At 67.7% G+C, this 22,276-nt stretch carries 23 protein-coding genes; 9 read left to right on the top strand and 14 right to left on the bottom strand.

Annotated elements, in window-relative coordinates; genetic code table 11:
• Positions 1-28 precede the first annotated feature (28 nt).
• Genes KM176_RS15555 through KM176_RS15545 form a run of 3 tightly spaced genes read right to left on the bottom strand, consistent with a single transcriptional unit; the run spans position 29 to position 3,288 of the window.
• Positions 29-1,270 carry an ABC transporter substrate-binding protein gene (locus tag KM176_RS15555; RefSeq protein WP_160894973.1) on the bottom strand — a complete coding sequence of 414 codons (1,242 nt, stop codon included), beginning with the start codon at positions 1,268-1,270 and terminating at the stop codon, positions 29-31.
• 18 nt (positions 1,271-1,288) lie between these two features.
• Complete coding sequence (locus KM176_RS15550; protein WP_160894974.1) at positions 1,289-2,395, bottom strand: ABC transporter ATP-binding protein; 1,107 nt, start codon at positions 2,393-2,395, stop codon at positions 1,289-1,291.
• The gene (locus tag KM176_RS15545; protein ID WP_160894975.1) at positions 2,392-3,288 is read right to left on the bottom strand and encodes a carbohydrate ABC transporter permease; all 897 of its coding nucleotides are present in this window, start codon (positions 3,286-3,288) and stop codon (positions 2,392-2,394) included. The genes KM176_RS15550 and KM176_RS15545 overlap by 4 nt, the downstream gene beginning before the upstream one ends.
• A 419-nt stretch (positions 3,289-3,707) precedes the next feature.
• Between KM176_RS15545 and KM176_RS15540 the strand changes: the two genes are divergently transcribed.
• A complete protein-coding gene (locus tag KM176_RS15540) occupies positions 3,708-4,376 on the top strand; it encodes an SGNH/GDSL hydrolase family protein (RefSeq protein WP_160894976.1) in 669 nt (222 codons plus the stop codon).
• Between the two features lie 35 nt (positions 4,377-4,411).
• On the opposite strand, the gene KM176_RS24930 is transcribed toward KM176_RS15540, so the two are convergent.
• Both KM176_RS24930 and hppD read right to left on the bottom strand, forming a co-directional pair.
• Positions 4,412-4,765 (bottom strand): Rieske (2Fe-2S) protein, encoded by a 354-nt coding sequence (locus tag KM176_RS24930; RefSeq protein WP_160894977.1) that lies wholly within the window; start codon positions 4,763-4,765, stop codon positions 4,412-4,414.
• Positions 4,766-4,769: 4 nt separating this feature from the next.
• Complete coding sequence (gene hppD, locus KM176_RS15530) at positions 4,770-5,882, bottom strand: 4-hydroxyphenylpyruvate dioxygenase (RefSeq protein WP_160894978.1); 1,113 nt, start codon at positions 5,880-5,882, stop codon at positions 4,770-4,772.
• 129 nt (positions 5,883-6,011) lie between these two features.
• On the opposite strand from hppD, the gene KM176_RS15525 reads away from it, so the two are divergent.
• Complete coding sequence (locus KM176_RS15525; protein WP_236045334.1) at positions 6,012-6,467, top strand: Lrp/AsnC family transcriptional regulator; 456 nt, start codon at positions 6,012-6,014, stop codon at positions 6,465-6,467.
• A 12-nt stretch (positions 6,468-6,479) separates the two neighbouring features.
• Here KM176_RS15525 and KM176_RS15520 read toward each other — a convergent pair whose 3' ends face one another.
• The 8 genes from KM176_RS15520 to KM176_RS15485 all read right to left on the bottom strand — a co-directional run bounded on the left by KM176_RS15520 (position 6,480) and on the right by KM176_RS15485 (position 13,671).
• Complete coding sequence (locus KM176_RS15520) at positions 6,480-7,253, bottom strand: SDR family oxidoreductase (RefSeq protein ID WP_160894980.1); 774 nt, start codon at positions 7,251-7,253, stop codon at positions 6,480-6,482.
• Positions 7,250-7,882: an isochorismatase family protein gene (locus tag KM176_RS15515; protein WP_160894981.1), complete on the bottom strand. Its 633-nt coding sequence runs from the start codon at positions 7,880-7,882 to the stop codon at positions 7,250-7,252. Before KM176_RS15515 ends, KM176_RS15520 begins: the two co-directional genes overlap by 4 nt.
• An 8-nt stretch (positions 7,883-7,890) precedes the next feature.
• Entirely contained in the window at positions 7,891-9,036 is a 1,146-nt protein-coding gene (locus tag KM176_RS15510; protein ID WP_160894982.1) for an isochorismate synthase, read from the bottom strand.
• 312 nt (positions 9,037-9,348) lie between these two features.
• On the bottom strand, positions 9,349-9,561 hold the full coding sequence (locus KM176_RS15505) for a DUF1127 domain-containing protein (RefSeq protein WP_160894983.1): 213 nt from the start codon (positions 9,559-9,561) through the stop codon (positions 9,349-9,351).
• A 172-nt stretch (positions 9,562-9,733) separates the two neighbouring features.
• Positions 9,734-11,017 (bottom strand): TRAP transporter large permease, encoded by a 1,284-nt coding sequence (locus KM176_RS15500; RefSeq protein ID WP_160894984.1) that lies wholly within the window; start codon positions 11,015-11,017, stop codon positions 9,734-9,736.
• Positions 11,014-11,520, bottom strand: a complete 507-nt coding sequence (locus tag KM176_RS15495; protein WP_160894985.1) for a TRAP transporter small permease — start codon at positions 11,518-11,520, stop codon at positions 11,014-11,016. Before KM176_RS15495 ends, KM176_RS15500 begins: the two co-directional genes overlap by 4 nt.
• Before the next feature lie 101 nt (positions 11,521-11,621).
• Positions 11,622-12,635, bottom strand: a complete 1,014-nt coding sequence (locus KM176_RS15490; protein ID WP_160894986.1) for a TRAP transporter substrate-binding protein — start codon at positions 12,633-12,635, stop codon at positions 11,622-11,624.
• Between the two features lie 142 nt (positions 12,636-12,777).
• A complete protein-coding gene (locus KM176_RS15485) occupies positions 12,778-13,671 on the bottom strand; it encodes a helix-turn-helix domain-containing protein (RefSeq protein WP_160894987.1) in 894 nt (297 codons plus the stop codon).
• Between the two features lie 403 nt (positions 13,672-14,074).
• On the opposite strand from KM176_RS15485, the gene KM176_RS15480 reads away from it, so the two are divergent.
• The 7 genes from KM176_RS15480 to KM176_RS15450 all read left to right on the top strand — a co-directional run bounded on the left by KM176_RS15480 (position 14,075) and on the right by KM176_RS15450 (position 21,503).
• Positions 14,075-15,277, top strand: a complete 1,203-nt coding sequence (locus KM176_RS15480; protein WP_160894988.1) for a phosphopentomutase — start codon at positions 14,075-14,077, stop codon at positions 15,275-15,277.
• A gap of 433 nt (positions 15,278-15,710) precedes the next feature.
• The gene (locus KM176_RS15475; RefSeq protein ID WP_160894989.1) at positions 15,711-16,664 is read left to right on the top strand and encodes a tripartite tricarboxylate transporter substrate binding protein; all 954 of its coding nucleotides are present in this window, start codon (positions 15,711-15,713) and stop codon (positions 16,662-16,664) included.
• 71 nt (positions 16,665-16,735) lie between these two features.
• A complete protein-coding gene (locus KM176_RS15470) occupies positions 16,736-17,200 on the top strand; it encodes a tripartite tricarboxylate transporter TctB family protein (protein ID WP_160894990.1) in 465 nt (154 codons plus the stop codon).
• A gap of 23 nt (positions 17,201-17,223) precedes the next feature.
• A complete protein-coding gene (locus KM176_RS15465; protein ID WP_202397848.1) occupies positions 17,224-18,744 on the top strand; it encodes a tripartite tricarboxylate transporter permease in 1,521 nt (506 codons plus the stop codon).
• A gap of 19 nt (positions 18,745-18,763) precedes the next feature.
• Positions 18,764-19,585, top strand: a complete 822-nt coding sequence (locus tag KM176_RS15460) for an HpcH/HpaI aldolase family protein (RefSeq protein ID WP_160894992.1) — start codon at positions 18,764-18,766, stop codon at positions 19,583-19,585.
• Positions 19,585-20,556 carry a hydroxyacid dehydrogenase gene (locus KM176_RS15455; RefSeq protein WP_160894993.1) on the top strand — a complete coding sequence of 324 codons (972 nt, stop codon included), beginning with the start codon at positions 19,585-19,587 and terminating at the stop codon, positions 20,554-20,556. Before KM176_RS15460 ends, KM176_RS15455 begins: the two co-directional genes overlap by 1 nt.
• Positions 20,557-20,612: 56 nt before the next feature.
• Positions 20,613-21,503, top strand: coding sequence for a MurR/RpiR family transcriptional regulator (locus KM176_RS15450; RefSeq protein WP_236045333.1), 891 nt, complete (start codon positions 20,613-20,615; stop codon positions 21,501-21,503).
• Here KM176_RS15450 and KM176_RS15445 read toward each other — a convergent pair.
• Positions 21,455-22,276: an alpha/beta fold hydrolase gene (locus tag KM176_RS15445; RefSeq protein ID WP_160894994.1), complete on the bottom strand. Its 822-nt coding sequence runs from the start codon at positions 22,274-22,276 to the stop codon at positions 21,455-21,457. The two genes, KM176_RS15450 and KM176_RS15445, sit on opposite strands and share 49 nt — an antisense overlap.

The raw sequence follows: 22,276 nt of genomic DNA, 5'->3' as shown, positions 1-22,276 counted from the left end.
ACAGGCGGGGGCGGGCAGGGGCTGCCCGTTACTCGGTGGACTCGATGGCCTGGACGATCATCTGCTGGAAGGTCTCGGGCGTCATCGAGGGGGTGTTGATGTATTGCGACACCGCGTCGTTCACCGCGCCGAAGCGATCTCCCGACATCTCGGCCGAGGTGTTCATCAGCTGGGTGCCACCATTGGCCGCGAACTGCTGCTGATAATCGGTGCAGCCGTCGCTTTGCGTCGGCACGGCATCAAGACGCGGAGACTTGCCGCCCCGGGCATTGGTGAAATCGACCTGGGTCGGCGCATCCATCACCACCTTGGCGAACAGCGACTGGGCCTCGGTCTTCTTGGCGTTCTTCGGCAGCACGAAGGTATCGCCGATCAGCACGAAGAACTGGTTCTTGCCGATGCCCAGCTCGCAGGTGAAGTCCTGGCCCGGGGTCAGCCCGGCAGAGGTGAAGCTGCCCTTGGCCCAGTCGCCCATGAAGGTATAGGCGGCCTTGCCCTGCACCAGCAGCGTATCGGCCTGGTCCCAGGTGCGGCTGGGCGCGCCCGGATCGGTATAGGCGACGACCTGGCGGATGGTCCTGGCCACGTCCAGGAACGCGGGGCTGTTGAGCTTGTCGATATCGCCTTCGGTGAACAGCGCATCGAACATGTCGCGATGGCCGCTGAACAGCATGATCGCCTGCACGAAGAGCATGTCGCTCCAGGGTTCGCCGCTTTTCGCCAACGGGATGATGCCGGCCTTCTTGAAGGCCTCCAGGCTGGCCATGAAATCGTCCCAGGTCTTCGGATAGGTCACGCCGGCCTTCTCGAAGGTGCTCTTGACGGTCCAGACGGTGGTATAGTTCTGCACCACCACCGGCAGGGCGTAGATATGGCCATCGACGCTGATCGACTTCAGCAGCGCCTGCGGCACCTGGTCGATCCAGCCGTCGCGCTTGGCGTAGTCGGTGACATCGCTCAGCATCCCCGAGGCGGCCAGTTCCTTCAGCTGACGGTTGATGTTGAACTGCATGGCGGCGGGGGCGGTGCCGCTGACCACGGCGGAAATCCCGGTGGCCATGGCGGCCTCCATCCCCGGCACGGGGCGGTCGACCCATGTGCCCCCGGCGGCGTCATAGGCCTTTGCCAGCACCTTCACGCCCTCGGCCTCGTTGCCGGCGTTCCACCAGTGCATCACGTCGGCGGTCAGGTCCTGCGCCTGCAGGGGGGCGGCCAGGGTGGCCAGGGAAACAGCGCCCAGAAGGAGGCTGCGGAACTTGCGTTTCGTCATCGGATCAGTCCTTCACAGTCAAGGGAGGGGTCGGAAATCAAGGCGGTCGCCGGTCTCGGTTTCAAAGAGAGAGGCGTCCTGGAGGGAAATGAGGGCCCGGGCCGTGGCCCCTTGGGCGGGGGCGGAGCGGGGATCGCAGCGCAGCGCGATCGTGCTGTCCCCGGCGCGCAGCCAGACGATGGTTTCCGGGCCGAGCGCCTCGACCAGATCGACCGTGCCTTCGATCACGGGACCGGTCGCCACGGCGCCTTCGGGCAGCAGGGTCAGGTGTTCGGGGCGCAGGCCCAGGGTCAGGCCGCCAGAGGTCGGACGCGCCTGGATACCGGGCAGGGCGATACGCAGGCCGGGGGCGGTGAACGTGGTGCCCTGTTCCAGCGAGCCGGCGATCAGGTTCATCTTCGGAGAGCCGATGAAACCGGCCACGAAAAGGTTGGCGGGACGGGCATAGATTTCATCCGGGGGGGCCAGCTGCTGGATGCGCCCGTCCTTCATCACTGCGATCCGGTCGGCCAGCGTCATCGCCTCCACCTGGTCGTGGGTGACGTAGATCATCGTGTTGCCGAGGTTCTGGTGCAGCTTTTTCAGCTCGACCCTCAGGTCGGTGCGCAGCTGCGCATCCAGGTTCGAAAGCGGCTCGTCGAAAAGGAAGACATCGACATCGCGCACCAGGGCACGCCCGATGGCGACCCGCTGGCGCTGCCCGCCCGACAGGTCCGAGGGCTTGCGCTTGAGCAGATGGGTGATCTGGAGGATCTCGGCGGCGCGGGTGATGCGGGCCTCGATCTCGGGCGCCTTCATCTTGCGCACCTTCAGGCCGAAGCCCATGTTCTGCGCCACCGTCATCTGGGGATAGAGCGCGTAGCTCTGGAACACCATGCCGATGCCGCGGTCCTTGGGCGGCGTGAAGGTCACGTCCCGCCCCGAGATCGCGATGCTGCCATCGGCGGTGTCCTGAAGCCCGGCGATGGCGTTCAGCAGGGTGGACTTGCCACAGCCCGAGGACCCCAGCAGCACCAGGAATTCGCCCTGGTAGATATCTAGGCTGAGGCCGTCGAGCACATTGAAGGACCCGTAGCTGACCTTCAGGTCCCGGACTTCGACAGAGGTTTCTTGCATGAGGGTCATCCCTTGACGGCGCCGGCCGCGATGCCGCGGACGAACCAGCGGCCGGAGGCGAGGTAGATTGCGAGGGGAATAAGGGCCGTGAGGATCGTCGCGGCCATGTGGACGTTGTAGGGCTTTTCGCCGAACTGGGCGCTGACCAGCGCGTTCAGCTGCACGGTCATCGGCTGGTTGTTGGTGCCCCCGAAGATCAGCCCGAACAGGAAGTCGTTCCAGACGCCGGTGGTCTGAAGGATCACCGCCACCACCAGGATCGGGCGCGACAGCGGCAGGATGATCGAGCGGAAGATCCGCCAGAACCCGGCGCCGTCGATCTGCGCGGCCTTCACCAGCTCATGCGGGAGGCCGGCGTAGTAGTTGCGGAAGATCAGCGTGACGATGGGCAGACCGAAGAAGACATGGACCATGACGACCGCCAGCAGCGTGTTCGCCAGCCCGGTCTTGGCGAAGGCGAAGGCCAGCGGATAGATGAACAGCTGGTAGGGAATGAAGGCGCCGACCATCAGCAGGGCGAACAGGATCTCTCCGCCGCGCGGTTTCCAGTAGGACAGCGCATAGCCCGAGATCGCCCCCAGCAGCACCGAAACCGCGACGCTGGGCACGGTGATGCGGACCGAGTTCCAGAAGCCGCTTTGCAGGCCATGACATTCGATGCCGGTGCAGGCTTCGCTCCAGGCAAAGCGCCAGGCCTCGAACGTGGGGTGCATCGGCAGCGCAAAGATCGAGGACAGGCGAACCTCGTCCATGGTCTTCAGCGAGGTGACGATCATCACGTAGAGCGGCGCCAGGAAGAACAGCACCGTCAGCAGGATGAAGGCCCACAGGCCGATCCGTCCGACCGGCAGGCCGGTGCCGGGCCGGCTGCCCCGGCTGCGGGCGGTGGGGGATGTCGTCATGGGTTCGGGTCCTCTGTGGCTGCGCAGATTGTAACCCGAGTATATGGTAGGTTTTTGGCGCTACCGCTAACGAAAAGCAACCAAAAGCACATTCGGCCCTGTAAACGCCACATTTTTGCGCGCCGGAATGGGGCGGCCTCCGATAATCGGGGCTGTTCAGGAATTCGGGGCGGATGTTTCAGGAAAATTCCTGTTTTCACACAGAATCAGCATGTTTCCTGCAAATTTCGGTCCCGGTTTCAGGCGCTTCCCCTGCAGGGATCCGTTCCGGTCAGCGGGGCAATGTATGTGTGTTTGGTTGTTAAAATAGGCAATATGCGGCGTGATGTGGAGAGGTGCCACGGCTCACGGCAGTTTGGCTCGACGGCAGCGGGGCTTTCTGGCTCCGCTGGGCGGGCAACAGACCGAGAGGCAAGATCATGTCCGACTCCTATTCCATCATGTGCTTTGGCGACTCCCTGACCTGGGGCTGGATTCCCGTGCCCGAGTCGGTGCCCACGACGCGCTATCCCTTCGAGCAGCGCTGGACCGGCGCCATGGCCGGGGCGCTCGGGGCGGGCTACAAGGTGGTCGAGGAAGGGCTGAGCGGGCGCGCAACCGCAGTCGATGATCCCACCGATCCGCGGCTGAACGGCAGCCGGCACCTGCCGACCGCGCTGGCCTCGCATCTGCCGCTGGATCTGGTCATCCTCATGCTGGGCAGCAACGACACCAAGACGATCTTCCGCCGCACGCCCTTCGACATCGTCACCGGCATGCAGCTGCTGATCGGGCAGGTGATGGCCTCGGCCGGGGCGGGGGGCACCACCTATCCTGCGCCGCAGGTTCTGGTCGTGGCGCCGCCCGTGATGGGCAAGCTGGAAGACCCGTTCTTCGCCGAGATGTTCGTCGGTGGACGCGAAAAGACCGAGGCCCTCGGGCCGCTTTACGAAAGCCTGGCCGCCTTCATGAAGGTGCATTTCCTGAACGCCGCCGAGGTGATCGAGACCGACGGCGTCGACGGGCTGCACCTGAGCGCGCAAAGCAACCTCAAGCTTGGCGCGGCGATGGCGCGCAAGGTGCAGGAAATCCTGCCCCCGAAGGCCTGAGCGATCTGCGCCGCTCCGGCGGGGGCGGCGCTGTCCTAACCGGCGATGAAGACGATGCCGTCGCGTTCTTCCAGCGGCACCGGATCCAGGCCGCAATCCGCCCCCGCCAGCGCCGCGCCGGTGGCAATGTCGAAACGGGCGCCATGGGCGGTGCACAGCAGCGCCCCGCCACAGGCCGAAAGCACCTGCGGCCCGCGATAATCCAGCGGCAGATACTGGTGCGGGCAGGCGTTCACATAGGCGCGCAGCCCCAGGGGCGTGCGCGCCAGCAGGAGCGGCAGGGCGCCCTGCGCGCTTTGCACCGAGAGCGCCAGCACCCCCTCGATCCGCGCGGCGGCGCAGACCGGGGTGCCGGGCGGCGGGGCGGCACGATAGTCCGTCCAGGCCACCGGGTTATTCGGCGGCGGTGTCCTTCAGGACACCCCGGCGGATCTGGTCCTCTTCGATGGACTCGAACAGGGCCTGGAAGTTGCCGTTGCCAAAGCCGTCATCCCCCTTGCGCTGGATGAATTCGAAGAAGATCGGCCCGATCACCGTCTGCGAGAAGATCTGCAGCAGGATGCGGGTTTCGCCGCCCCCCAGCACGCCCTCACCGTCGATCAGGATGCCGTGGCGCTGCATCCGCTCCAGCGGCTCCTGGTGGTTCTTCACCCGCTTGTGCGACATCTCGTAATAGGTATCGGGTGGCGGCGGCATGAAGTCCATGCCGGCCCCGGCAATGGCATCGGTCGCGGCATAGATATCCTCGGTGGCGATGGCGATGTGCTGGATCCCCTCACCCTTGTATTCGCGCAGGTATTCCTCGATCTGGCTGTGCGCATCGGCGCTTTCGTTGATCGGGATGCGGATCTTGCCGTCCGGGCTGGTCAGCGCGCGGGAGGTCAGGCCGGTCTGCTTGCCCTTGATGTCGAAATACTTGATCTCGCGGAAATTGAAGGTCTCGGCGTAGAAACGATACCAGGTGTCCATGTTGCCACGGATCACGTTGTGGGTCAGGTGGTCCAGGTAGTAGAAGCCAAAGCCCTCGGGGCGCGGATCGACCCCTTCCCGCCAGTCGAACTCGGCCGAGTAGCAGCTGCCCTTGTCGCCGTAGGTGTCGACGAAATAGAGCAGCGAGCCGCCGATGCCGATCACCGCAGGCACCTCCAGCGACTTGCCCGGGCCGGTGTATTCCTGTGCGCCCAGATCCAGCGCGCGCCGCAGCGCGACCTGGGCATCGACCACCCGCCAGGCCATCGCCGGGGCACAGGGGCCGTGGGCCTCTACGAAACCTGCGGCATGGCTGCCGGGCTCGGCGTTCAGCAGGTAGTTGATGTCGCCCTGACGATAGAGCGTAATGTCGCGGCTGCGGTGCCGCGCGACGGGCACGAAGCCCATCTGGCGAAAGATCCGGTCCAGTACCTGCGGTTCGGGATGGGCGAATTCGACCCATTCGAACCCGTCGGTGCCGGCGGGGTTCTCGGGGGTGATGGTGGCCCTGGGGGCGTCGTGGGGGAAGGGTCCCATGGGTGTCTCCTCTGCTCCTGCAACCAGTCTGGCGCGGATCGCCCGCGCGGGGGGCGCAAAATGAGGATTGGAGAGAGGGCCATTTGCACGATACCCTCACAACCAGAGGGGGAGGTGCATGAAATGCGCATGGACAACTTTGATCGCGCGATTCTGATCGCGCTTCAGGGCGATGGCAGCCTGACCAATGCGGCCCTGGCAGAGCGGGTGAACCTGTCGGCCAGCCAGGTGTCGCGCCGCCGCGCCGCGCTGGAGGCCCGCGGCATCATCGAGCGCTACGTGGTGAAGCTGAACGCGGCCACCTTGGGTTTCGGCCTCAGGGCAGTGACGCGGGTCAACCTGCGCCACCACGGCCAGGACCGGGACGACCTGTTCGCCCAGTTCATCGAGGCCCAGCCCGAGGTGACCACGGCCTTCTCGGTCTCGGGGGATGCCGATTACGTGCTCGAGATCCGGGTGCCCGATCTGGCGGCCTTCGCGGATTTCATCCACAACCGCCTGCTGCCGCATCCCCAGGTGTCCCAGGTGCGTTCCGAGATCGTGCTGAAGACGCTGAAGGACCAGGGCGGGGTCGCCCTGGTCTGAACTTGCGCTGCCTCAGCCGCGCAGCGTGGCGCCGCCGTCGACATAGAGATCGGCCATGGTGATATGGCCCGCTTCCTGCGACAGCAGGAACATCGCGGCGCGGGCGATGTCCTCGGGGGTGGCCAGCTTGCCCAGCGGGATGCCGGTGCGGTGGCTGGCCAGGTCGCCCTCGATCACCCGGCGGGCGCCGCTGTCGTCGGCCCACATGCCGGTCTGCATCGGCGTCAGGGTCGAGCCCGGCGCCAGGATGTTGCAGCGCACGCCCTGCGCGGCCAGTTCCAGTCCGAGGCAGCGCGTCAGCATCGTCACCGCCGCCTTGGAGGCCGCATAGGCCCCCATCCCGGCGCGCGGAATCCCGGCGGCGTTGGAACTGATGACCACCATCGCCCCGGCGCCGTGGCGCGCCATCGCGGCACCCATGGCACGGCCCACCGCATAGGTGCCACCGGCGTTGATCTCCATCACGCGCTGCCATTCGGCGGGCGGGCAGTCCAGCACGTTGCCGGTCGCCAGAACCCCCGCCGCATGTACGCCAAGGGAAAGCGGGCCGAAACGGGCCTCTGCCTCGGCCACGCGGGCCTCGGCGGCCTCGGCATCGCGCACGTCGAGCGGTCGCCACAGCACCCGGTCATCGGAAGCCGGCGCGAGGGCCGCCAGGGCATCGGGGTGATCCGTTGCCAGCACCCGGGCACCGGCCTCGCGCAGCAGGTGCACCATGGCCTGGCCGATGCCGCCAGCAGCGCCGGTCACGAAGGCGGTCTGTCCGTCGAACCCCGAAAGCTTCATGCCAGGGCCTCCGCCGCCATGTCGGTGGACAGCACGCCGCCGCAGGTTGCCGCGACCCAGTTCATCGCCATGTCGTGGCGGGCGCGGTCGAAATCGGCCTGGGCATCGGCCACGGCAAAGGGTTCGATATCGCGCTGGAAGGCCTCGGTCGCGGTGCAGAGACAGCCGATATGGGCATAGATCCCGGTGATCATCAGCTGGTCGCGGCCGCGCGCGCGCATCAGGTGCTCCAGGTTGGAGCGCTGGAAGGCGCTGTAGCGGTGCTTGTGCAGCACGATCTCGTCCGCGCGCGGGGCGAGGGCGGGCAGGATTTCCTCGTGCTCGGGGATCGCGGACATGCCCGGCCCCCAGAGATCGGCCTGAAGGCCACGGTCCGGGCGGAACTGGTCACCCTTCTGGGCGGTCCAGAAGACTGGCACGCCGGCGGCGCGGGCAGCGCCGATCAGCCGGGCGATATTGGCGACCAGCGGCAGCAGCGGCGTGTCTTCGGGGTAGGGCCGGCAGAAATAGCGCTGCATGTCGTGGACCAGCAGCGCCAGGCGGTCGCGTTCCGGTCGGAAGGGGGCGCGGGGCGTGGGCAGGTCACCCGGGGCGGGCAGGGGATAGGGGGCAATGCCGGGCAGGGCCATGGGGCGGTTTACTCCGTCAGGGTCAGGGCGGCGTCACGCGGCAGGCCGAAGGCCTCCAGCATGGCCGCGAATTTCGATCCGGTCTCGGCGGCTTCGGCGGCGGGATCCGATCCGGGCACGATGCCCGCGCCGGCGAACAGCCGCGCCTGGGTGCCGCAGACCTCCGCGCAGCGGATCGCCACGTACCAGGCGCCGTCGCCCTGCGCGTCGCACCAGCCGACCGCACCGGCGTAATAGCCGCGATCGCGCGGCTCCAGATCGGCGATCAGCTGGGCGGCCTCGGGGCGGGGGGTGCCGCAGACCGCCGGGGTCGGATGCAGGAGGGCCGCCAGCACCGGCGCGGGCGTCTCCGGATCGCTCAGCTTGCCGATGATCTTCGTGCCCAGGTGCCACATGCTGCCGGTGGAGGTGACGGTCGTGCCCTCGGGCGCGGAAAGCGTCCGGCAGAGCGGCGCCAGCGTGTCGAGGATCGCCTCGACCACGAAGGCATGTTCGCGCCGGTCCTTGGGCGAGCCCGACAGGCTGTCGGCGGCCGCCCGGTCGGCGACGGGATCGCGGCTGCGCCGGGCGGAGCCTGCGAGCGGATGAGAGCTGATCTCGGCCCCCGATTTGCGCAGCAGCAGTTCCGGCGTGGCGCCGATCAGGTGGCGGGGGGTGTCGCCGGGCAGGCGCACGTCGAAGGCGGTGGCGGAAGGATCGCCCGAGAGCGCCTCCAGCAGGGCGGCACGGTCGATCTCGGTGGCGCAGTCCAAGGCCAGGGAGCGGGCCAGCACGACCTTTTCCAGCCGGGTGCTGAGGGCCATGCGCTCCAGCGCGCGTTCCACGGCGGCGGCATAGGCCGAGGCGGCGGGTTCGGCGCTCAGCCCCAGGGCCACGGGCATCAGCCCGCCGGGGCGCCGGCTGGTGGCCGAGGTGTCGCTGGCCCAGAAGATATCCAGGGCGCTGCGGTCGAAGGGCAGCGCGCCGCCGATCAGCCCGTCCCGGGGCAGGGTCTTCAGGGCCTCGGCCAGGCGCTCGGACAGCGTTTCGGAGGTGCCCTGGGGCAGGGCGCGGGCCTCGGGGCCGGCGATGCGGGGGCCGTCGGTTTCAAGGAAGGCGAAGGCCGGTTCGCCGACGGGGGTGGCAGAGTGGATCCGGGTAAGAGGGCGCGTCATGTTTTTCCCATCCTGCAAATGATCCCAAGGGGATCGCGGGTCATCAGGCGGGCGAGGCGCGAAAGGCGCGGGCTGGCTTCTGCCCCGCGCATGTCAGGTTTGGGATCTATACTCAAGTAAAAAAGTCAGGAATTATCCGGACGGGCGGCGGGCTGCCGCTGGTGGCCCGGATCCCGGAAACAAGTACGGCGCCTCACCCGGTCGGGGTGCGGCGCCGAAGGCCCAGGGGGCGGATCAGGGGCGGGCGGGATCGCGCGCCGGGGTGGGGCCTTGGGGGCCCCCGTCAGGATCGCCCGAAGGCGATGGTGCGCCTCAGAGCGCGGCTTCGACCCGTGCGCGGATCTCGGAGCGGCCGATGCCCAGGTCGTCCAGTTCGTAGTCCGACAGGTTCTGCAGTTCGGCGACGGCGCGGCGAACGGTGAACAGGCGGCGCAGGGCGGCGATCGGGTTGCCGAGGGGCGCTGCGAAGGGGGTTGCGAGGGTCAGGCGGTCGAAGACGGGGAGGTTCGTCGTCTGCGTGGTCATGGCGATCATCCTTGGTCTGAATCGGTGTGTTTGTCTTGAGACAGAGATAGGCGGGATCGCTTGTTGGCGCTAACATCGTTTCGGAATTGCCGCTATGCAGCGACGGAATGGCGGAAGGTGGAAGGCCATGCGCCGGATGCAGAACGGGGGGCCGAAGTCCCCCGTTGCCGTCCTATCCGAAGATCAGCTTCGGCACGAAGAGCGAGATCTGTGGCACGTAGGTGATCAGCAGCAGCACCAGGATATTGACCAGCACGAAGGGCCAGACGCCGCGTATGATGTCGGTCACCGGCTTGCCCAGCGTCGAGGAGGCCACGAAGATGTCCAGCCCGAAGGGCGGCGTGATCATCCCGAGGCTGATGTTCAGCGTCACGATCATGCCGAAATGCACCGGGTCGATGCCAAGCGCGGTGGCGACCGGGAACAGCGGCGGCACCAGGATCAGCAGGGCCGAGTTCGGGTCGATGAACATGCCGGCGATGAAGAAGCAGATGTTCACCACGATCAGGAAGCTGATCCAGTTGGCGTCGATGGCCTGCAGGAAGGCGAGGATCTCGTTGGGGACCTGGGCCAGGGTGACGAAGAAGCTGATCAGCCCGCCCATCGCCAGCAGCACGAAGATGATGGCGGTGTTGACGGCGCTCTGCTCGGTCAGGCGGAAGAGGGCGCGCGGCGACAGGCTGCGGAAGATCACCATCTCGACCAGGATCGCGTAGACGACGCTGACGGCGGCGGCCTCGGTCGGGGTGAAAATCCCGGAGTATATGCCGCCCAGGATGATCACCGGCATTCCAAGCGCCCATTTCGACGCCCAGATCACCCGGAACCGGTCGTTCCAGGGCATCCGGGGCGCCGAGGTGACGCCGTCGCGCGCCGCCTGGATGCGCACGAACAGCGCGAAGGCCAGGCCCAGCACAATGCCCACCGCCAGCCCGCCGGCAAACAGCCGCGAGATCGAGGTGCCGGTCATCCAGCCATAGACGATGAAGGTGATCGAGGGCGGGATCAGCAGCGCGGTTTCCGCCGAGGAGACCAGCAGCCCGAGGCTGAATTTCTCGGAAAACCCTGCCGCGCGCATCTCCGGGTAGACCATCCGGCCCATGGCGGCGACCGTCGCCGGCGCCGAGCCGGAGACTGCGCCGAAGGCCATGGAGCCGCCGACGGTGACATGGCCCATGCCGCCACGGGTATGGCCGACCAGTGCCTTGACCACGCCGACCAGCTGGCCCGCGATCTGCCCCGAGCCCATGAGGTTGGCGGCGAAGATGAAGAAGGGAATGGCCAAGAGCGTGCTGTGATCGACGCCGCCCAGGATCTTCTGGACCACCGCCGCATCGGGCAGGTTCGGCCAGAAGGCCTGCTTGTAGACCAGGGCCGGAACGCCCAGCACCATCAGCATTTCGAATCCGGCGGCCAGCAGGGCCACCGCCAGCAGGACGATCAGGGCGATGATCATGGCGTGGCCTCCGCCGGCATGTCTTCGGTGTAGCGGTCATAGAGGCCGAACAGGCTGAGGCCGTAGCGCAGCCCCAGCAGGCCGAAGCCCAGCACCGGCGCCATGTAGATCCAGCCCATAGGGATGCCCAGCGTCGGAGAGGTCTGGCCCATCTTCAGCACGAAGCGCACCATCTCGGTGCCGAGCCAGGCGAGGTAGAGCGAGAAGCCCAGCCCGGCAAGGTCGATCACGGCGCGCAGGATGCGTCGGGGCAGCTCGGGCAGGCGGTCGCGCAGGTTGGTGATCGCGACATGCTTGCCGCGTTCCAGCGCCAGGCCCAGCGACAGGAAGACCAGGAAGATGTTCATCAGCCGCACGGCCTCTTCCACCCAGGCCATGCTGGTGGCGACGTTGCCGCCGATCTCGCGCGCGATGACGCTGGTGAAGAAGAGCGCGACCATGGCCAGGAACAGGATCACCAGGACGGACCGTTCGGCAAGGCGCAGAAGCTTCAGGACCTTCATCGGCCTGTCCCTCCGTTACTGTGGAAATGCAACGAAGGCCCCGTAGAGGGGGCCTTCGACAGGGTGGCAAGGGGCGCGGCCCCTACGGGGCAGCCGGCGGATCACTGGCCGAGCGCGCCATATTCCTTTTCGTAGGTCGCCAGCAGCGCCTTGCCGGCATCGCCCGCCTTGGCCACATAGGCTTCGGAGGCCGGGCCGAAGGTCTTCTCGCGCAGCTCGGCGCGCTCTTCGGGGCCGGCCACGCGCACGTTGGTACCCGAGGCCTTGACGGTTTCCAGCGCCTTCTCGACGGCGGCGGCCTTGGCCTTGGTCATCTCGGGGATCACCTCGTGGAAGGTGTCGACGATGATCTTCTGGTCCTTCTCGGGCAGGCTGGCCCACCACATCGGGTTGAACAGCACCACGTCTTCCATGGCGCCGTGATCGGACACCACCAGGTTCTTCTGCACCTCGTAGAATTTCATCGAGGCGATGGTATCAAGCGGGTTCTCCTCGCCATCCACGACGCCGGTCTGAAGTGAGGTGTAAAGTTCGCCGAAGGGCAGGGAGATCGCCGAGGCGCCAAGCGCCTTGAACTGCTCGATCAGGATCGAGCTGTCCATGACACGGAACTTCTGGCCGGCGAATTCCGCCAGGTTGTCGATCGGCTTGTTGGAGGTGAACTGCTTCTTGCCGTTCGGCCAGAGGGTGATCGCCACCATGCCCTTGTCCTTGAAGCTGTCCAGAAGCTGCTGGCCGAAGGGGCCGTCGCGCAGCGCCTGGGCCTTCTCGGGGTCCTCGGGCAGCAGGTAGGGGATGTCCAGGATCGACACGACCGGGTTGAAGCCGCCCAGGAAGGCGGCGGGGGCGACGGTGCCCTCGATGGTGCCCAGCTGCACGCCCTCGTTCATCTGGCGCTGGTCGCCCAGCTGGCCCTGCGGGAAGATCTGGAATTCGACCTCGCCGCCGGTGCGCTCCTTCACCAGGGCCGCGACCTTCTCCAGGGTCTGGTTGCGGGTCTGCTGGGCGCTTTCCAGGTGGCCGATCTTGGCGACATAGGTCTGGGCGGAGGCCGCCCCTGCCAGCATCAGCCCGAACGCCGCCACGCCGGACAGGAGAAAGGTCTTTCTGAACATCTGGAACTCCCCGAAATATGCTCTGCTTCTGAGGCGACAGGAGCACTGCCTTGGCGCGGGGGTCAACTCGAAAAATCTAAAAAATGAGACGCTCCGGATCTTTTCCGGACGGCCCGGCGGGGCCGCTCAAAATCAGGGCAGGCTAGGCGATGCCGTGCTGCGCGATCAGCGCATCGACATGATCGGCGCCCTCGCGCCCCTTCAGGGACGAAGCCCAGAGCCGCCTTGTGATCTTTTCATGCAGGTCCAGCGCCTCCGGGGCCGAGGTGATCAGCCCGACGCCGATACGGGTGTTGGGGTTGTGCCCCAGGCGGAACGGGCTGATCGTCAGGGTCGATCCCGCCGCCGAGCGCACGATCTGGAACGAGGTCGACGGGATCGGTTCACGGGCCACGCCAACCTGAAGGCCGATCTGGGGATCGCGCAGCAGGGCGCTGATGTTGCGGGCTTCGCGCAGGGCCATGCGGCGGCGTTCGGCGCGGGTTTCCTCGGGCAGGTCCATGCGCCCCACCAGCCCCTCGCGCAGGAAGCGCCCTATGTCGGCATCCGACACGATGGACGCAAGAAGAGGCCGCCTGGCCGCAAAACGGTCTTTTCTTTTCTTCAGGATTTCAATGATCTGCGTGACATCCTCATGTTCCTCTTGCGGGGTGCCCTCGGTCATGACATCGGACAGGACGCGGTCGTAGCCCGCCGTTGTCACCAGGTAGGAAATCGGGCTGAACAGGCCGATGATCTGGTCGCAATCCTCCTCGATCTGGCGCATTCGTTCGAAGAAGCTGACGGCGTTGTCGACATATTCGATCCCGATCCCCAGCAGGGACGGCAGCGAAACGCGCAGCTCTTCGGCGATGGCGGTCAGCATTTCGATCTTGGCGATTTCACCCTTCTCGGCGCGGTAGAGCGCCGCGCGCGAGATGCCCAGCCGCGCAGCCAGCGCCTCCGGGGTCAGGGCGCGACCCATGCGGTAGGCCCGCAGTCGGGCGCCGAGCTCGACAAAGTTCACCTTGCCCGCCTGGGGGGTTGCCTGTGTCATGCTGCGTCTCTTCCTGGCCCTGCCCGGTCTTGTCGGGCGGTTGTCTCGGGAATGATCCAAACGTGCCTCGGCGGGAACTGCAAGCGCTCAGATCGGCGGGTGGGGCCATCAAATCTCAAATTTATCAAAGATAAAGGGGACGAGATGTAGATGGAAGTTCGGTATATTTCCCTGGACACTTCGCCGTGTCTGCCCAAAATTCGGTCAGAATTCCGCCGTGAAATCCTCATGTGTCTTGAAATTGAGATGACGCTTGGGCAGTCGGCTCCCCGCCAGCGGGGCGGGGTGGGCGCGGCGGCAAGACCTCTTTTCAGCTCCCGGGTTGGGTGCTTTAACGGCGCCATGCTAGGTTCCGTTCCCCTTCCGCACCGGCCCGTCCGGATGTTCCGCTCCGAGGTGGCAGATGTCTGAGGACGCGGCCCGGGTGTTTCTCTGCGTGCTGGATTCCTTCGGGATCGGCGGGGCGCCCGATGCCGGGCAGTTCTTCAACGACGGGCAGCCTGATACCGGGGCCAATACCCTGCTGCACATCGCCGAGGCCTGCGCGGCGGGGGCTTGCGACGACCGGGGCCGGACAGGGCCGCTGCACCTGCCGCAGATGGACCGCCTGGGGCTGGATACGGCGCTGAGGCTGGCCTCCGGCAAGGGCTATCCCGGGGCGCATCCAGCCGGCGGGGCGGCCTCCTGGGCGGTGCTGGAATCGCATTCCGCCGGCAAGGACACCCAGACCGGCCACTGGGAGCTGGCGGGCCTGCGGCTGGAACGCGACTGGCACTATTTCCCGCGCGAAATTCCGGCCTTCCCGCCCGAGACGCTGGCGCGGCTGCGCGCTGCCGGCGGGTTGGAGGGGACGCTGGGCAATTGCCACGGCTCGGGATCGGACCTGCTGGCGCAATACGGCGCCGCGCATCTGCAAAGCGGCTGGCCCATCGTCTATACCTCGGCCGACAGCGTGGTGCAGATCGCCGCCCACGAAGATCGCTTCGGCCTCGACCGGCTGCTCGCGCTCTGCGAGGCGGCGGCCGCGATCTATCACCCGATGAACGTCGGGCGGATCATTGCCCGGCCCTTCCTGGGCAGTCCCGAAACCGGGTTCCGCCGCACCGCCAACCGCCACGACTATGCGATCACGCCGCCGCAGGACACGCTGTGCGACCGGGTGCAGGCGCGGGGCGGCAAGGTCATCGGCATCGGCAAGATCGGCGACATCTTCGCCGGCAAGGGGATCGACCGCGTGCTGAAGGGCCCCGACGACATGGCGCTGTTCGACCACCTGATCGAGACCACCGGCACCGCCGCTCCGGGGGATCTGGTCTTCGCCAATTTCGTCGAATTCGACAGCCATTACGGCCATCGCCGCGACATCTCCGGCTATGCCGCCGCGCTGGAGCGTTTCGACGCGCGCCTGCCCGAGGTACTGTCGCGGCTGCGGCCCGGCGACCAGCTGCTGCTGAGCGCCGATCACGGCAACGATCCCAGCTGGGTCGGTACCGACCACACCCGAGAGCGCGTGCCGCTGCTGGCTGCCGGTCGCCCGCTGGCCGAGGCCGGGCAGATCCTGCCGTTCACCGACTGCGCCCGGATCGTGGCCCAAAGCCTCTTCTAGAGATCGCCTCGGGCCGGTTTCGCGGCGAAATCGCGTGGTGCCCCTTCCGGCCTTCCGGTGCGTAGCCTGAGTCCCTGCCGGCAGGGCGCCCGGCGCGTCCTTCCTCCCTGCCATGGAAAATCCTCGCGGCGGCGCAGGGCAGATTGATATTTCAGATCAAGGGCCTCCGGGACGAGAGGCCGCGGCACGGTATCGGCACAGCTGTGATTTAAAAATTGCAACTTGCAATGTTGGCAATAAACGTTGCAACCTGACCCCGGCGGTTGCAGGAGGCCGCCATGACGGGAGGAGGCCGTTGCCCCGCAGGAGGCGGCGCGCGACGGCGCAACAGTCATTGCACATCATCACCGGTTTTCGGGCGCGCCCGGGACCGCCCGGCCTGCCGGGGGCGCCTTGTCGCACCCCGCCGGGCCAGATCATATGGGAGGACAACATGATCGCGAACCTCGTGAAGGCCGCGGCCCTTGGGCTGACGCTGGCCGTATCCACGCTGAGCCCGGCGGCCTGGGCGCGGGAGTTTCCCGCCAAGCCCGTGACCATCATCGTGCCCTACAGCGCCGGGGGCGGCGCCGACAGCTTTGCCCGGGCGCTGCAACGCCCGCTGGAAAGCGCGCTTGGCACCGATGTGGTGGTGCGCAATGTCGCCGGGGGCGGCGGCGCGGTGGGCTACATGCAGGCGCTGGCGGCGCGCCCTGACGGCTATACCGTCACCGTGCCGCTGAACGCGATCTTCACGCTTGTGGGGATGGGCAACGTGACCTTCAAGGTCGACGATTTCGACTATATCGCCCGCATCACCGAGGAACCCTACGTGCTGACCGTCACCCGCTCGGACCGCTGGAGCGATCTGCAAAGCTTCATCGCCGCCTCGCAGGAAAAGCCGGTGACGCTGGGTGTCGCGGGGGTGGGCTCTTCGGGGCATATCATGACCATCGCCATGGCGCAGGACCTGGGCCTGAAGGCGAATTTCATTCCCTACGGCGGCAATGCCGATGCGGCGGCGGCGGCCCTTGGCGGGCATATCGACGGCGTGGTGCTGCAACCCTCCGATGCCGCCGCAGCGATTGAAGGCGAGGGCGGGCTGATCCCGCTGGCCGCCACGGCGCCCTCGGCGCTGCTGAAGGACGTGCCGCTGTTCAAGGATCTGGGCGTCGATCTGACCACGGCGCAATGGCGCGGGATCGCCACGCCCAAGGGGGTCGATCCGGCCATCCTGGCCCGTTGGGAGGACGCGTTGAAGACGGCGGTCAAGGATCCGGAGTTCCGCCAGACCATGACCAACCTCGGCTTCGACCTGAACCCGATCTACGGCGCGGATCTTCAGGCCTTCGTGCAGCAGGCACAGGATCTGTTCCTGCCCCTGACCGAAGCGGTGGCGACCCAGTAACCCCCGCCTCGTGACCTGCGGCGGGCCTTCGGGGCCCGCCCTTTCTGGCCCTCGGACGGGAAGGATATGACATGCTCTCCGGAAAGATCTTCTTCGACCTGGCGCTGCTGGTGCTGGCCCTGGGCGGGGCCGTGGCGGCGCTGAACATGCCGCAGGGCGGAATGGGCATCGGCCCCGGCGCCTTTCCCGGCGTGATCAGCGGCCTGGGTGTCGCGGTGATGCTGGCGCTGCTGTGGCAGGACCTGCGGGCTGCGCGCACCGGCTCTGGCCCGGGCCTGCGCGGCCTGCCGGCCCTGGGGCTGGTGGCCACGGCGGGGCTGCTGGGCCTTTATGTTGCGGTAATCGGCTGGCTGGGCTTCCTGCCCGCAACCATCGGCTTCCTGTTCCTGGCGGTACTGCTGTGCACCCGCCTGCTGGAGCCAGCCGCCCCCCGCCCGACCTGGAAGGGGCTCGCGGGCGCGGCGCTCTTTTCCGTGCTGGTGGCGCTGGCCTCCTACCTGACCTTCACCCGTGGCTTCGGCCTGGTCTTCCCGTAAGCGAAAGGAGACACCGGATGGACATGTTACTGGACTCCCTGGCGATGGTTGCCGATCTGCGGGTGCTGCTGGGCATCCTGGCGGGCACGCTGCTGGGGCTGATCATGGGGGCGCTGCCGGGCCTGTCGGCGGCCATGGCGATCGCGCTGCTGATCCCACTGACCTTCGGGATGGGGCCGATCATGGGCATGGGGATGCTGCTGGGCGCCTTCTGCGGCGCCATTGCCGGCGGCGCGATCCCGGCCCTGCTGCTCAACATCCCCGGCACGCCCTCTTCGGTCTGCACGACGCTCGACGGTTTTCCCATGGTGCGCAACGGCCGCGCCGGAGAGGCCCTGGGCCTGGCGCTGGCCTCCTCCTTCATCGGCGGGGTGATCGGGGCGCTGTTCCTGATCCTCTTTGCACCGCCCATCGCCCGCTTCGCGCTGGCCTTCGGCCCGGCCGAGTTCTTTGCCCTGGGCGTTTTCGGCATCGTCATCATTGCCTCGGTCTCGTCGGGATCGGTGCTGCGCGGGGTGGCGGCGGGGCTGCTGGGGCTGGGGCTGGCGACGGTGGGATCGGACCCGATGACCGGCGTGCTGCGCTTTACCGCCGGCCAGCCCGCGCTGATCACCGGCATCGGCCTGCTGCCGGCGCTGATCGGCCTTTTCGCGGTGTCGCAGGTGCTTCAGGACATCGCCGAGCGCACCGGCCTGACCACCCCGCCCGAGACGATGGCCCAGCCGCGCGCCGCCCATATCCCCTGGCGCCTGCTGGCGCGGGGCTGGAAGGTGATCTCGGTCTCGACGGTGATCGGCACGGTGATCGGCGCGATCCCGGGGGCCGGGGGCTCCATCGCCTCCTTCCTGTCCTATGACCAGGCGCGGCGCATGTCGAAGACGCCCGAGAAATTCGGCACCGGCCACCCGGAGGGGGTCATCGCCTCGGAAAGCGCCAACAATGCCACGGCGGGCGGCGCGCTGATCCCGATGCTGACGCTGGGCGTGCCCGGAGAGGTGGCGACCGCAGTGCTGATGGGCGGGCTGACGATCCAGGGCGTGCGCCCGGGCCCGGGCCTGTTCGAGCAGCAGGCGACGCTGTTCTACGGCATCCTGCTGGCCTTCCTTCTGGCCAATGTGGTGATGTTCCTGACCCAGCTGCTGGGCATCCGGCTGTTCATCCGCATCCTTCAGGTGCCGTTCCGCCTGCTGATGCCGATGATCCTGATGTTCTGCGTGATTGGCGTCTACGGGGTCAACGGATCGCTGTTCGAGGTCTGGCTGATGTTCGGCTTCGGCCTGCTGGGCTTCTTCCTGAACCGTTACGGCTTTGGCACCGCGCCGGTGATCCTGGGGCTGATCCTGGGAAGCCTGATGGAATCCAACCTGCGCCGTGGCATGCTGGTCTTCAACGGCGACTGGACGCAGTTCCTGCGCCAGCCGATCAGCCTGACCCTGCTGCTGCTGGCCGCCGTCTTCCTGGGGGCGGTCCTGTGGCAGCGCCACCGCGAGGCTCCCACCCCCGACGCCGACACCGATCCCGACGCGCTGCGCGCGCCCCACTGACAGACCCGGAGGAATGACCATGAAGAAGAACAAGCTGCGCCAGATCTGGGCCGAGGGCCGCCCCGTGCTGCACGGATGGCTGTCCATCGCCAGCCCCTTCGGCGCCGAGATCATGGCCGCGCAGGGCTATGATGCGATCTCGATCGACATCCAGCACGGCGCGGTCGATTACAAGGACGTGCTGGCGATGTTCCAGGCCATGCGCGCCTCGGACAAGGTGCTGATGGCGCGGGTGCCCTGGCTGGATCCGGCCTGGATCATGAAGGTGCTGGATGCGGGCGCCTACGGCATCATCTGCCCGATGATCAACACCCGCGCCCAGGCCGAGGATTTCGTGCGCTACATGCGCTATCCGCCCCTGGGCGAACGCAGCTTTGGCCCGACCCGCGCGGTCTTTGCCGCCGGCGCCGACTATGCCGCCGAGGCGAACCGCGAGGTCCTGGCCTGGGCCATGATCGAGACCGCCGAGGCGATGGAGAACCTCGAGGAGATCGCCGCGACCCCGGGTCTGGACGGGATCTACATCGGTCCGGCGGATCTGGCGTTTTCGCTTTCCGAGGGGCGGCTGACCCCGGCCTTCGACCGCGAGGAACCCGAGGTGATCGCGGCGATCCAGACCATCCTCGCGGCCTGCAAGCGCAACGGGCTGAAGGCGGCGATCCATTGCGGCACGCCGGAATACGCGGCCCGCGCGGTGGGCTGGGGCTTTGACATGACGACGGTGTCGGGGGATACGCGGCTGCTGGCGGCGGCGGCGGCGCAATCGGTCGCCACATGGCGCCGCCTGACCGAGGAGACGCCGGCAGATCCCGCCCCCGAACCCGTGAAAGGGGCCTACTGATGACCCGTCTTCTGGTGGCCGGACAGCTGCATCCCGCAGGCGAGGCGCTGCTGCGCGAGGTCGCGGCGCAGGGCGTGACGGTGGATTACATCACCGAAGTCTCGGAAGCCTCCTGCGCCGCGCGCATTGCCGAGGCCGACGCGCTGGTGATCCGCACCCAGCCCCTCGGGGCTGGAACCATCGCGCGGGCCAGGCGGCTCAGGGTCGTGTCGCGGCATGGGGTGGGATACGATTCCGTCGATCTGGAAGCGCTGAACCGGCGCGGCATCGGGCTGACCATCGTCGGCGACGTGAATTCGGTCTCGGTGGCGGAACATGCGATGATGCAGCTTCTGGCGGTGGCCAAGCAGGCCCGGGCGGCGGATCTGGCGGTGCGCACCTCCGGCCAGTGGAACTGGCGCAACCGGCTGCTGCAACGCGAGGTTTCCGGCAAGCGGCTGCTGATCCTGGGCTATGGGCGGATCGGGCGGCACCTGGCGCGGATGGCGGCGGGTTTCGACATGGAGGTGCGCGCCTTCGACCCCTTCCTGCAGGGCGCCGGCTGGCCCGAGGGGCCGGTGCGCCCCGTCACCACCCTGGCCGAGGGGCTGGGCTGGGCCGATTGCCTGTCGGTCCATGTGCCGCGCGCCGCCCGGCCCCTGCTGGATGCCGAGGCCTTCGCGGCGATGAAGCCCGGGATGATCCTGTCGAACACCGCCCGGGGCGGCGTGGTCTGCGAGGCGGCGCTGGCGCAGGCGCTGCGCACCGGTCAGGTGGCGGCGGCGGGCCTGGATGTCTTCGATGCGGAACCCCCCGACGGGACCTCACCGCTGTTCGATCTGCCGAACGTGCTGCTCTCGCCGCATATCGCCGGGCTGACGAACGAGTGCGGCGAACGCATGGCGCTGGCGGCGATCGCCAATGCGCTCGACTTCCTGGCGGGCACCATCGACCCGGGGTTGGTGGTCAACCCTGCGCGCGCGACCGCCTGATCCGGGGTCTGCAACGAATATTGCACAGCCTTGCCCGGCGTTGCTAAAGAGGTCCCATGGCAGAGAGGAAGACCGATCCGATGCGGACCCCGCCCGAAACCTACGAGGACCTGATCCGCGAGATCCACGACCGCCATGACCGGATGAGCAGCACCTACCAGCGCATCTCGGTCTTCCTGACGCAGAACCCCAACGATGTCGCGGTGCTGTCGGTGACGGCCATCGCGGCGCAATGCGGCATCCATGCCTCCAGCTTCGTGCGCTTTGCCCAGTCCTTCGGCTATCGCGGCTTCAAGGATCTTCAGGGGCTGTTCCAGAAGCGCCTGGCCACCGCCGCCCCGGGGTTCGAGGCCCGCAAGGCCGCGCTCAGCGCCGATCTGGCGAACCGCGAGGACCGCTCGGAATTCGGCTTCCTGCGCGAGCTGGTGGTGCGCGACATGGCCTCGCTCCAGGATCTGCTGGAGGAGACCCCGGCCGAGGATCTGGCCGCCGCCGCCGACCTGATCGAACGGGCGGGCACGGTCTATCTGATCGGCCAGCTGCGCTCGGCCCCGGTGGTGGAGCTGCTGCGCTACGTGCTGACCATGCTGGGCAAGCGCTGTCTGCTGCTGTCGCAGGGCGGCGGGCTGGCAACCCACATGGCGCGGACCATGCGCCCCGACGACGTGCTGCTGGCGGTGTCGTTCCGCTTCTACGCGACCGAGGTCGTCAATATCGTCGAAGAGGCCGGGGCTGCCGGGGTGCCGGTGATCGCGATCTCCGACAGCACGCTGTCACCGCTGGCGAAGACGGCGCGGGTGCTGTTTGCCGTGCCCGAGCACGATTACACCTTCTCGCGCTCGCTCGCGGCGCCGATGTGCCTGGCGCAGGCGCTGACCGTGGCGGTGGCGGCCCGGGTTCAGCAGGATCCGGACAATCCGCGCATCCCCACCGTGACCGGCACCTGAGGCGCATCGAGGGCGGCGGCGATCTGCGCGGCCAGCGCGGCGGGGGCGTCCTGGGCCATGAAATGCCCGGCCCCGGTGACCGTGCGGATCGCGATGCCGGCGCGCTGCAGCCCGGCCAGATCCAGCCAGTCCAGGTTCCAGGCGTTGCTGCGTTCACCGATCAGGTAGCTGCGTGGCATCTTCAGCCCGCTGAACAGGGCCCGCCAGTCCTCTCTGGTGCCCCGGTCCAGATCGCGGGCGGCGTGCCAGAGCGCGGCGGGATCGGCCTGCCGGAAGGTGTCTGCAAAGCCTGCGGGCAGGCGATCCGCCACCCGTTCCCGGCCTCCGGCACACCAGTCCTCAAGGGGGATGGCCGCGATCCCGCGGCTGAGCTGGCCGTGCCCGGGCGCAAGGTTGCCCTCGGCCAGGCAGAGCGCCGAGATCCGCTCGGGATGGCGCGCCGCCAGCAGCAGGGCGACGAGGCCGCCCATGCTGTGGCCCATCAGCGCGAACCGCTTCGCTCGGAGATGCGTGACCAGCGCCTCAAGGCCGTCGACCAGCCCCGCGATGCCGCGCTGCGGGGCGTCGCGGGACAGGCCGAAGCCCGGAAGGTCGATCAGCAGGGTCCGGCGTCCGGACAGGCCGGGCGCTTCCGGCAACATCGGAAATTCCACCGTGGCGGCCCCGCCCAGCCCGTGCAGCAGCAGCAGCGGGTCGCCCGCCCCGGGGGCTTCCTGCCAGTGCAGCGTGCCGCCCGAGGGCAGGGCCAGGTGTTGCGGGCGAAGCCGGGGCAT

It is taken from the genome of Pseudooceanicola endophyticus (genome assembly GCF_018760365.1).
In the GTDB taxonomy this organism is placed as follows: domain Bacteria; phylum Pseudomonadota; class Alphaproteobacteria; order Rhodobacterales; family Rhodobacteraceae; genus Pseudooceanicola; species Pseudooceanicola endophyticus.
This window is presented reverse-complemented; position numbering and strand designations above follow the sequence as displayed.

What these genes read in the sequence shown, in the direction of transcription:
- KM176_RS15555 (WP_160894973.1), bottom strand. Translation starts at nt 1,270, where the DNA reads ATGACGAAACGCAAGTTCCGCAGCCTCCTTCTGGGCGCTGTTTCCCTG.
- KM176_RS15550 (WP_160894974.1), bottom strand. Translation starts at nt 2,395, where the DNA reads ATGACCCTCATGCAAGAAACCTCTGTCGAAGTCCGGGACCTGAAGGTC.
- KM176_RS15545 (WP_160894975.1), bottom strand. Translation starts at nt 3,288, where the DNA reads ATGACGACATCCCCCACCGCCCGCAGCCGGGGCAGCCGGCCCGGCACC.
- KM176_RS15540 (WP_160894976.1), top strand. Translation starts at nt 3,708, where the DNA reads ATGTCCGACTCCTATTCCATCATGTGCTTTGGCGACTCCCTGACCTGG.
- hppD (WP_160894978.1), bottom strand. Translation starts at nt 5,882, where the DNA reads ATGGGACCCTTCCCCCACGACGCCCCCAGGGCCACCATCACCCCCGAG.
- KM176_RS15525 (WP_236045334.1), top strand. Translation starts at nt 6,012, where the DNA reads ATGGACAACTTTGATCGCGCGATTCTGATCGCGCTTCAGGGCGATGGC.
- KM176_RS15520 (WP_160894980.1), bottom strand. Translation starts at nt 7,253, where the DNA reads ATGAAGCTTTCGGGGTTCGACGGACAGACCGCCTTCGTGACCGGCGCT.
- KM176_RS15515 (WP_160894981.1), bottom strand. Translation starts at nt 7,882, where the DNA reads ATGGCCCTGCCCGGCATTGCCCCCTATCCCCTGCCCGCCCCGGGTGAC.
- KM176_RS15510 (WP_160894982.1), bottom strand. Translation starts at nt 9,036, where the DNA reads ATGACGCGCCCTCTTACCCGGATCCACTCTGCCACCCCCGTCGGCGAA.
- KM176_RS15505 (WP_160894983.1), bottom strand. Translation starts at nt 9,561, where the DNA reads ATGACCACGCAGACGACGAACCTCCCCGTCTTCGACCGCCTGACCCTC.
- KM176_RS15500 (WP_160894984.1), bottom strand. Translation starts at nt 11,017, where the DNA reads ATGATCATCGCCCTGATCGTCCTGCTGGCGGTGGCCCTGCTGGCCGCC.
- KM176_RS15495 (WP_160894985.1), bottom strand. Translation starts at nt 11,520, where the DNA reads ATGAAGGTCCTGAAGCTTCTGCGCCTTGCCGAACGGTCCGTCCTGGTG.
- KM176_RS15490 (WP_160894986.1), bottom strand. Translation starts at nt 12,635, where the DNA reads ATGTTCAGAAAGACCTTTCTCCTGTCCGGCGTGGCGGCGTTCGGGCTG.
- KM176_RS15485 (WP_160894987.1), bottom strand. Translation starts at nt 13,671, where the DNA reads ATGACACAGGCAACCCCCCAGGCGGGCAAGGTGAACTTTGTCGAGCTC.
- KM176_RS15480 (WP_160894988.1), top strand. Translation starts at nt 14,075, where the DNA reads ATGTCTGAGGACGCGGCCCGGGTGTTTCTCTGCGTGCTGGATTCCTTC.
- KM176_RS15475 (WP_160894989.1), top strand. Translation starts at nt 15,711, where the DNA reads ATGATCGCGAACCTCGTGAAGGCCGCGGCCCTTGGGCTGACGCTGGCC.
- KM176_RS15470 (WP_160894990.1), top strand. Translation starts at nt 16,736, where the DNA reads ATGCTCTCCGGAAAGATCTTCTTCGACCTGGCGCTGCTGGTGCTGGCC.
- KM176_RS15465 (WP_202397848.1), top strand. Translation starts at nt 17,224, where the DNA reads ATGTTACTGGACTCCCTGGCGATGGTTGCCGATCTGCGGGTGCTGCTG.
- KM176_RS15460 (WP_160894992.1), top strand. Translation starts at nt 18,764, where the DNA reads ATGAAGAAGAACAAGCTGCGCCAGATCTGGGCCGAGGGCCGCCCCGTG.
- KM176_RS15455 (WP_160894993.1), top strand. Translation starts at nt 19,585, where the DNA reads ATGACCCGTCTTCTGGTGGCCGGACAGCTGCATCCCGCAGGCGAGGCG.
- KM176_RS15450 (WP_236045333.1), top strand. Translation starts at nt 20,613, where the DNA reads ATGGCAGAGAGGAAGACCGATCCGATGCGGACCCCGCCCGAAACCTAC.
- KM176_RS15445 (WP_160894994.1), bottom strand. Translation starts at nt 22,276, where the DNA reads ATGCCCCGGCTTCGCCCGCAACACCTGGCCCTGCCCTCGGGCGGCACG.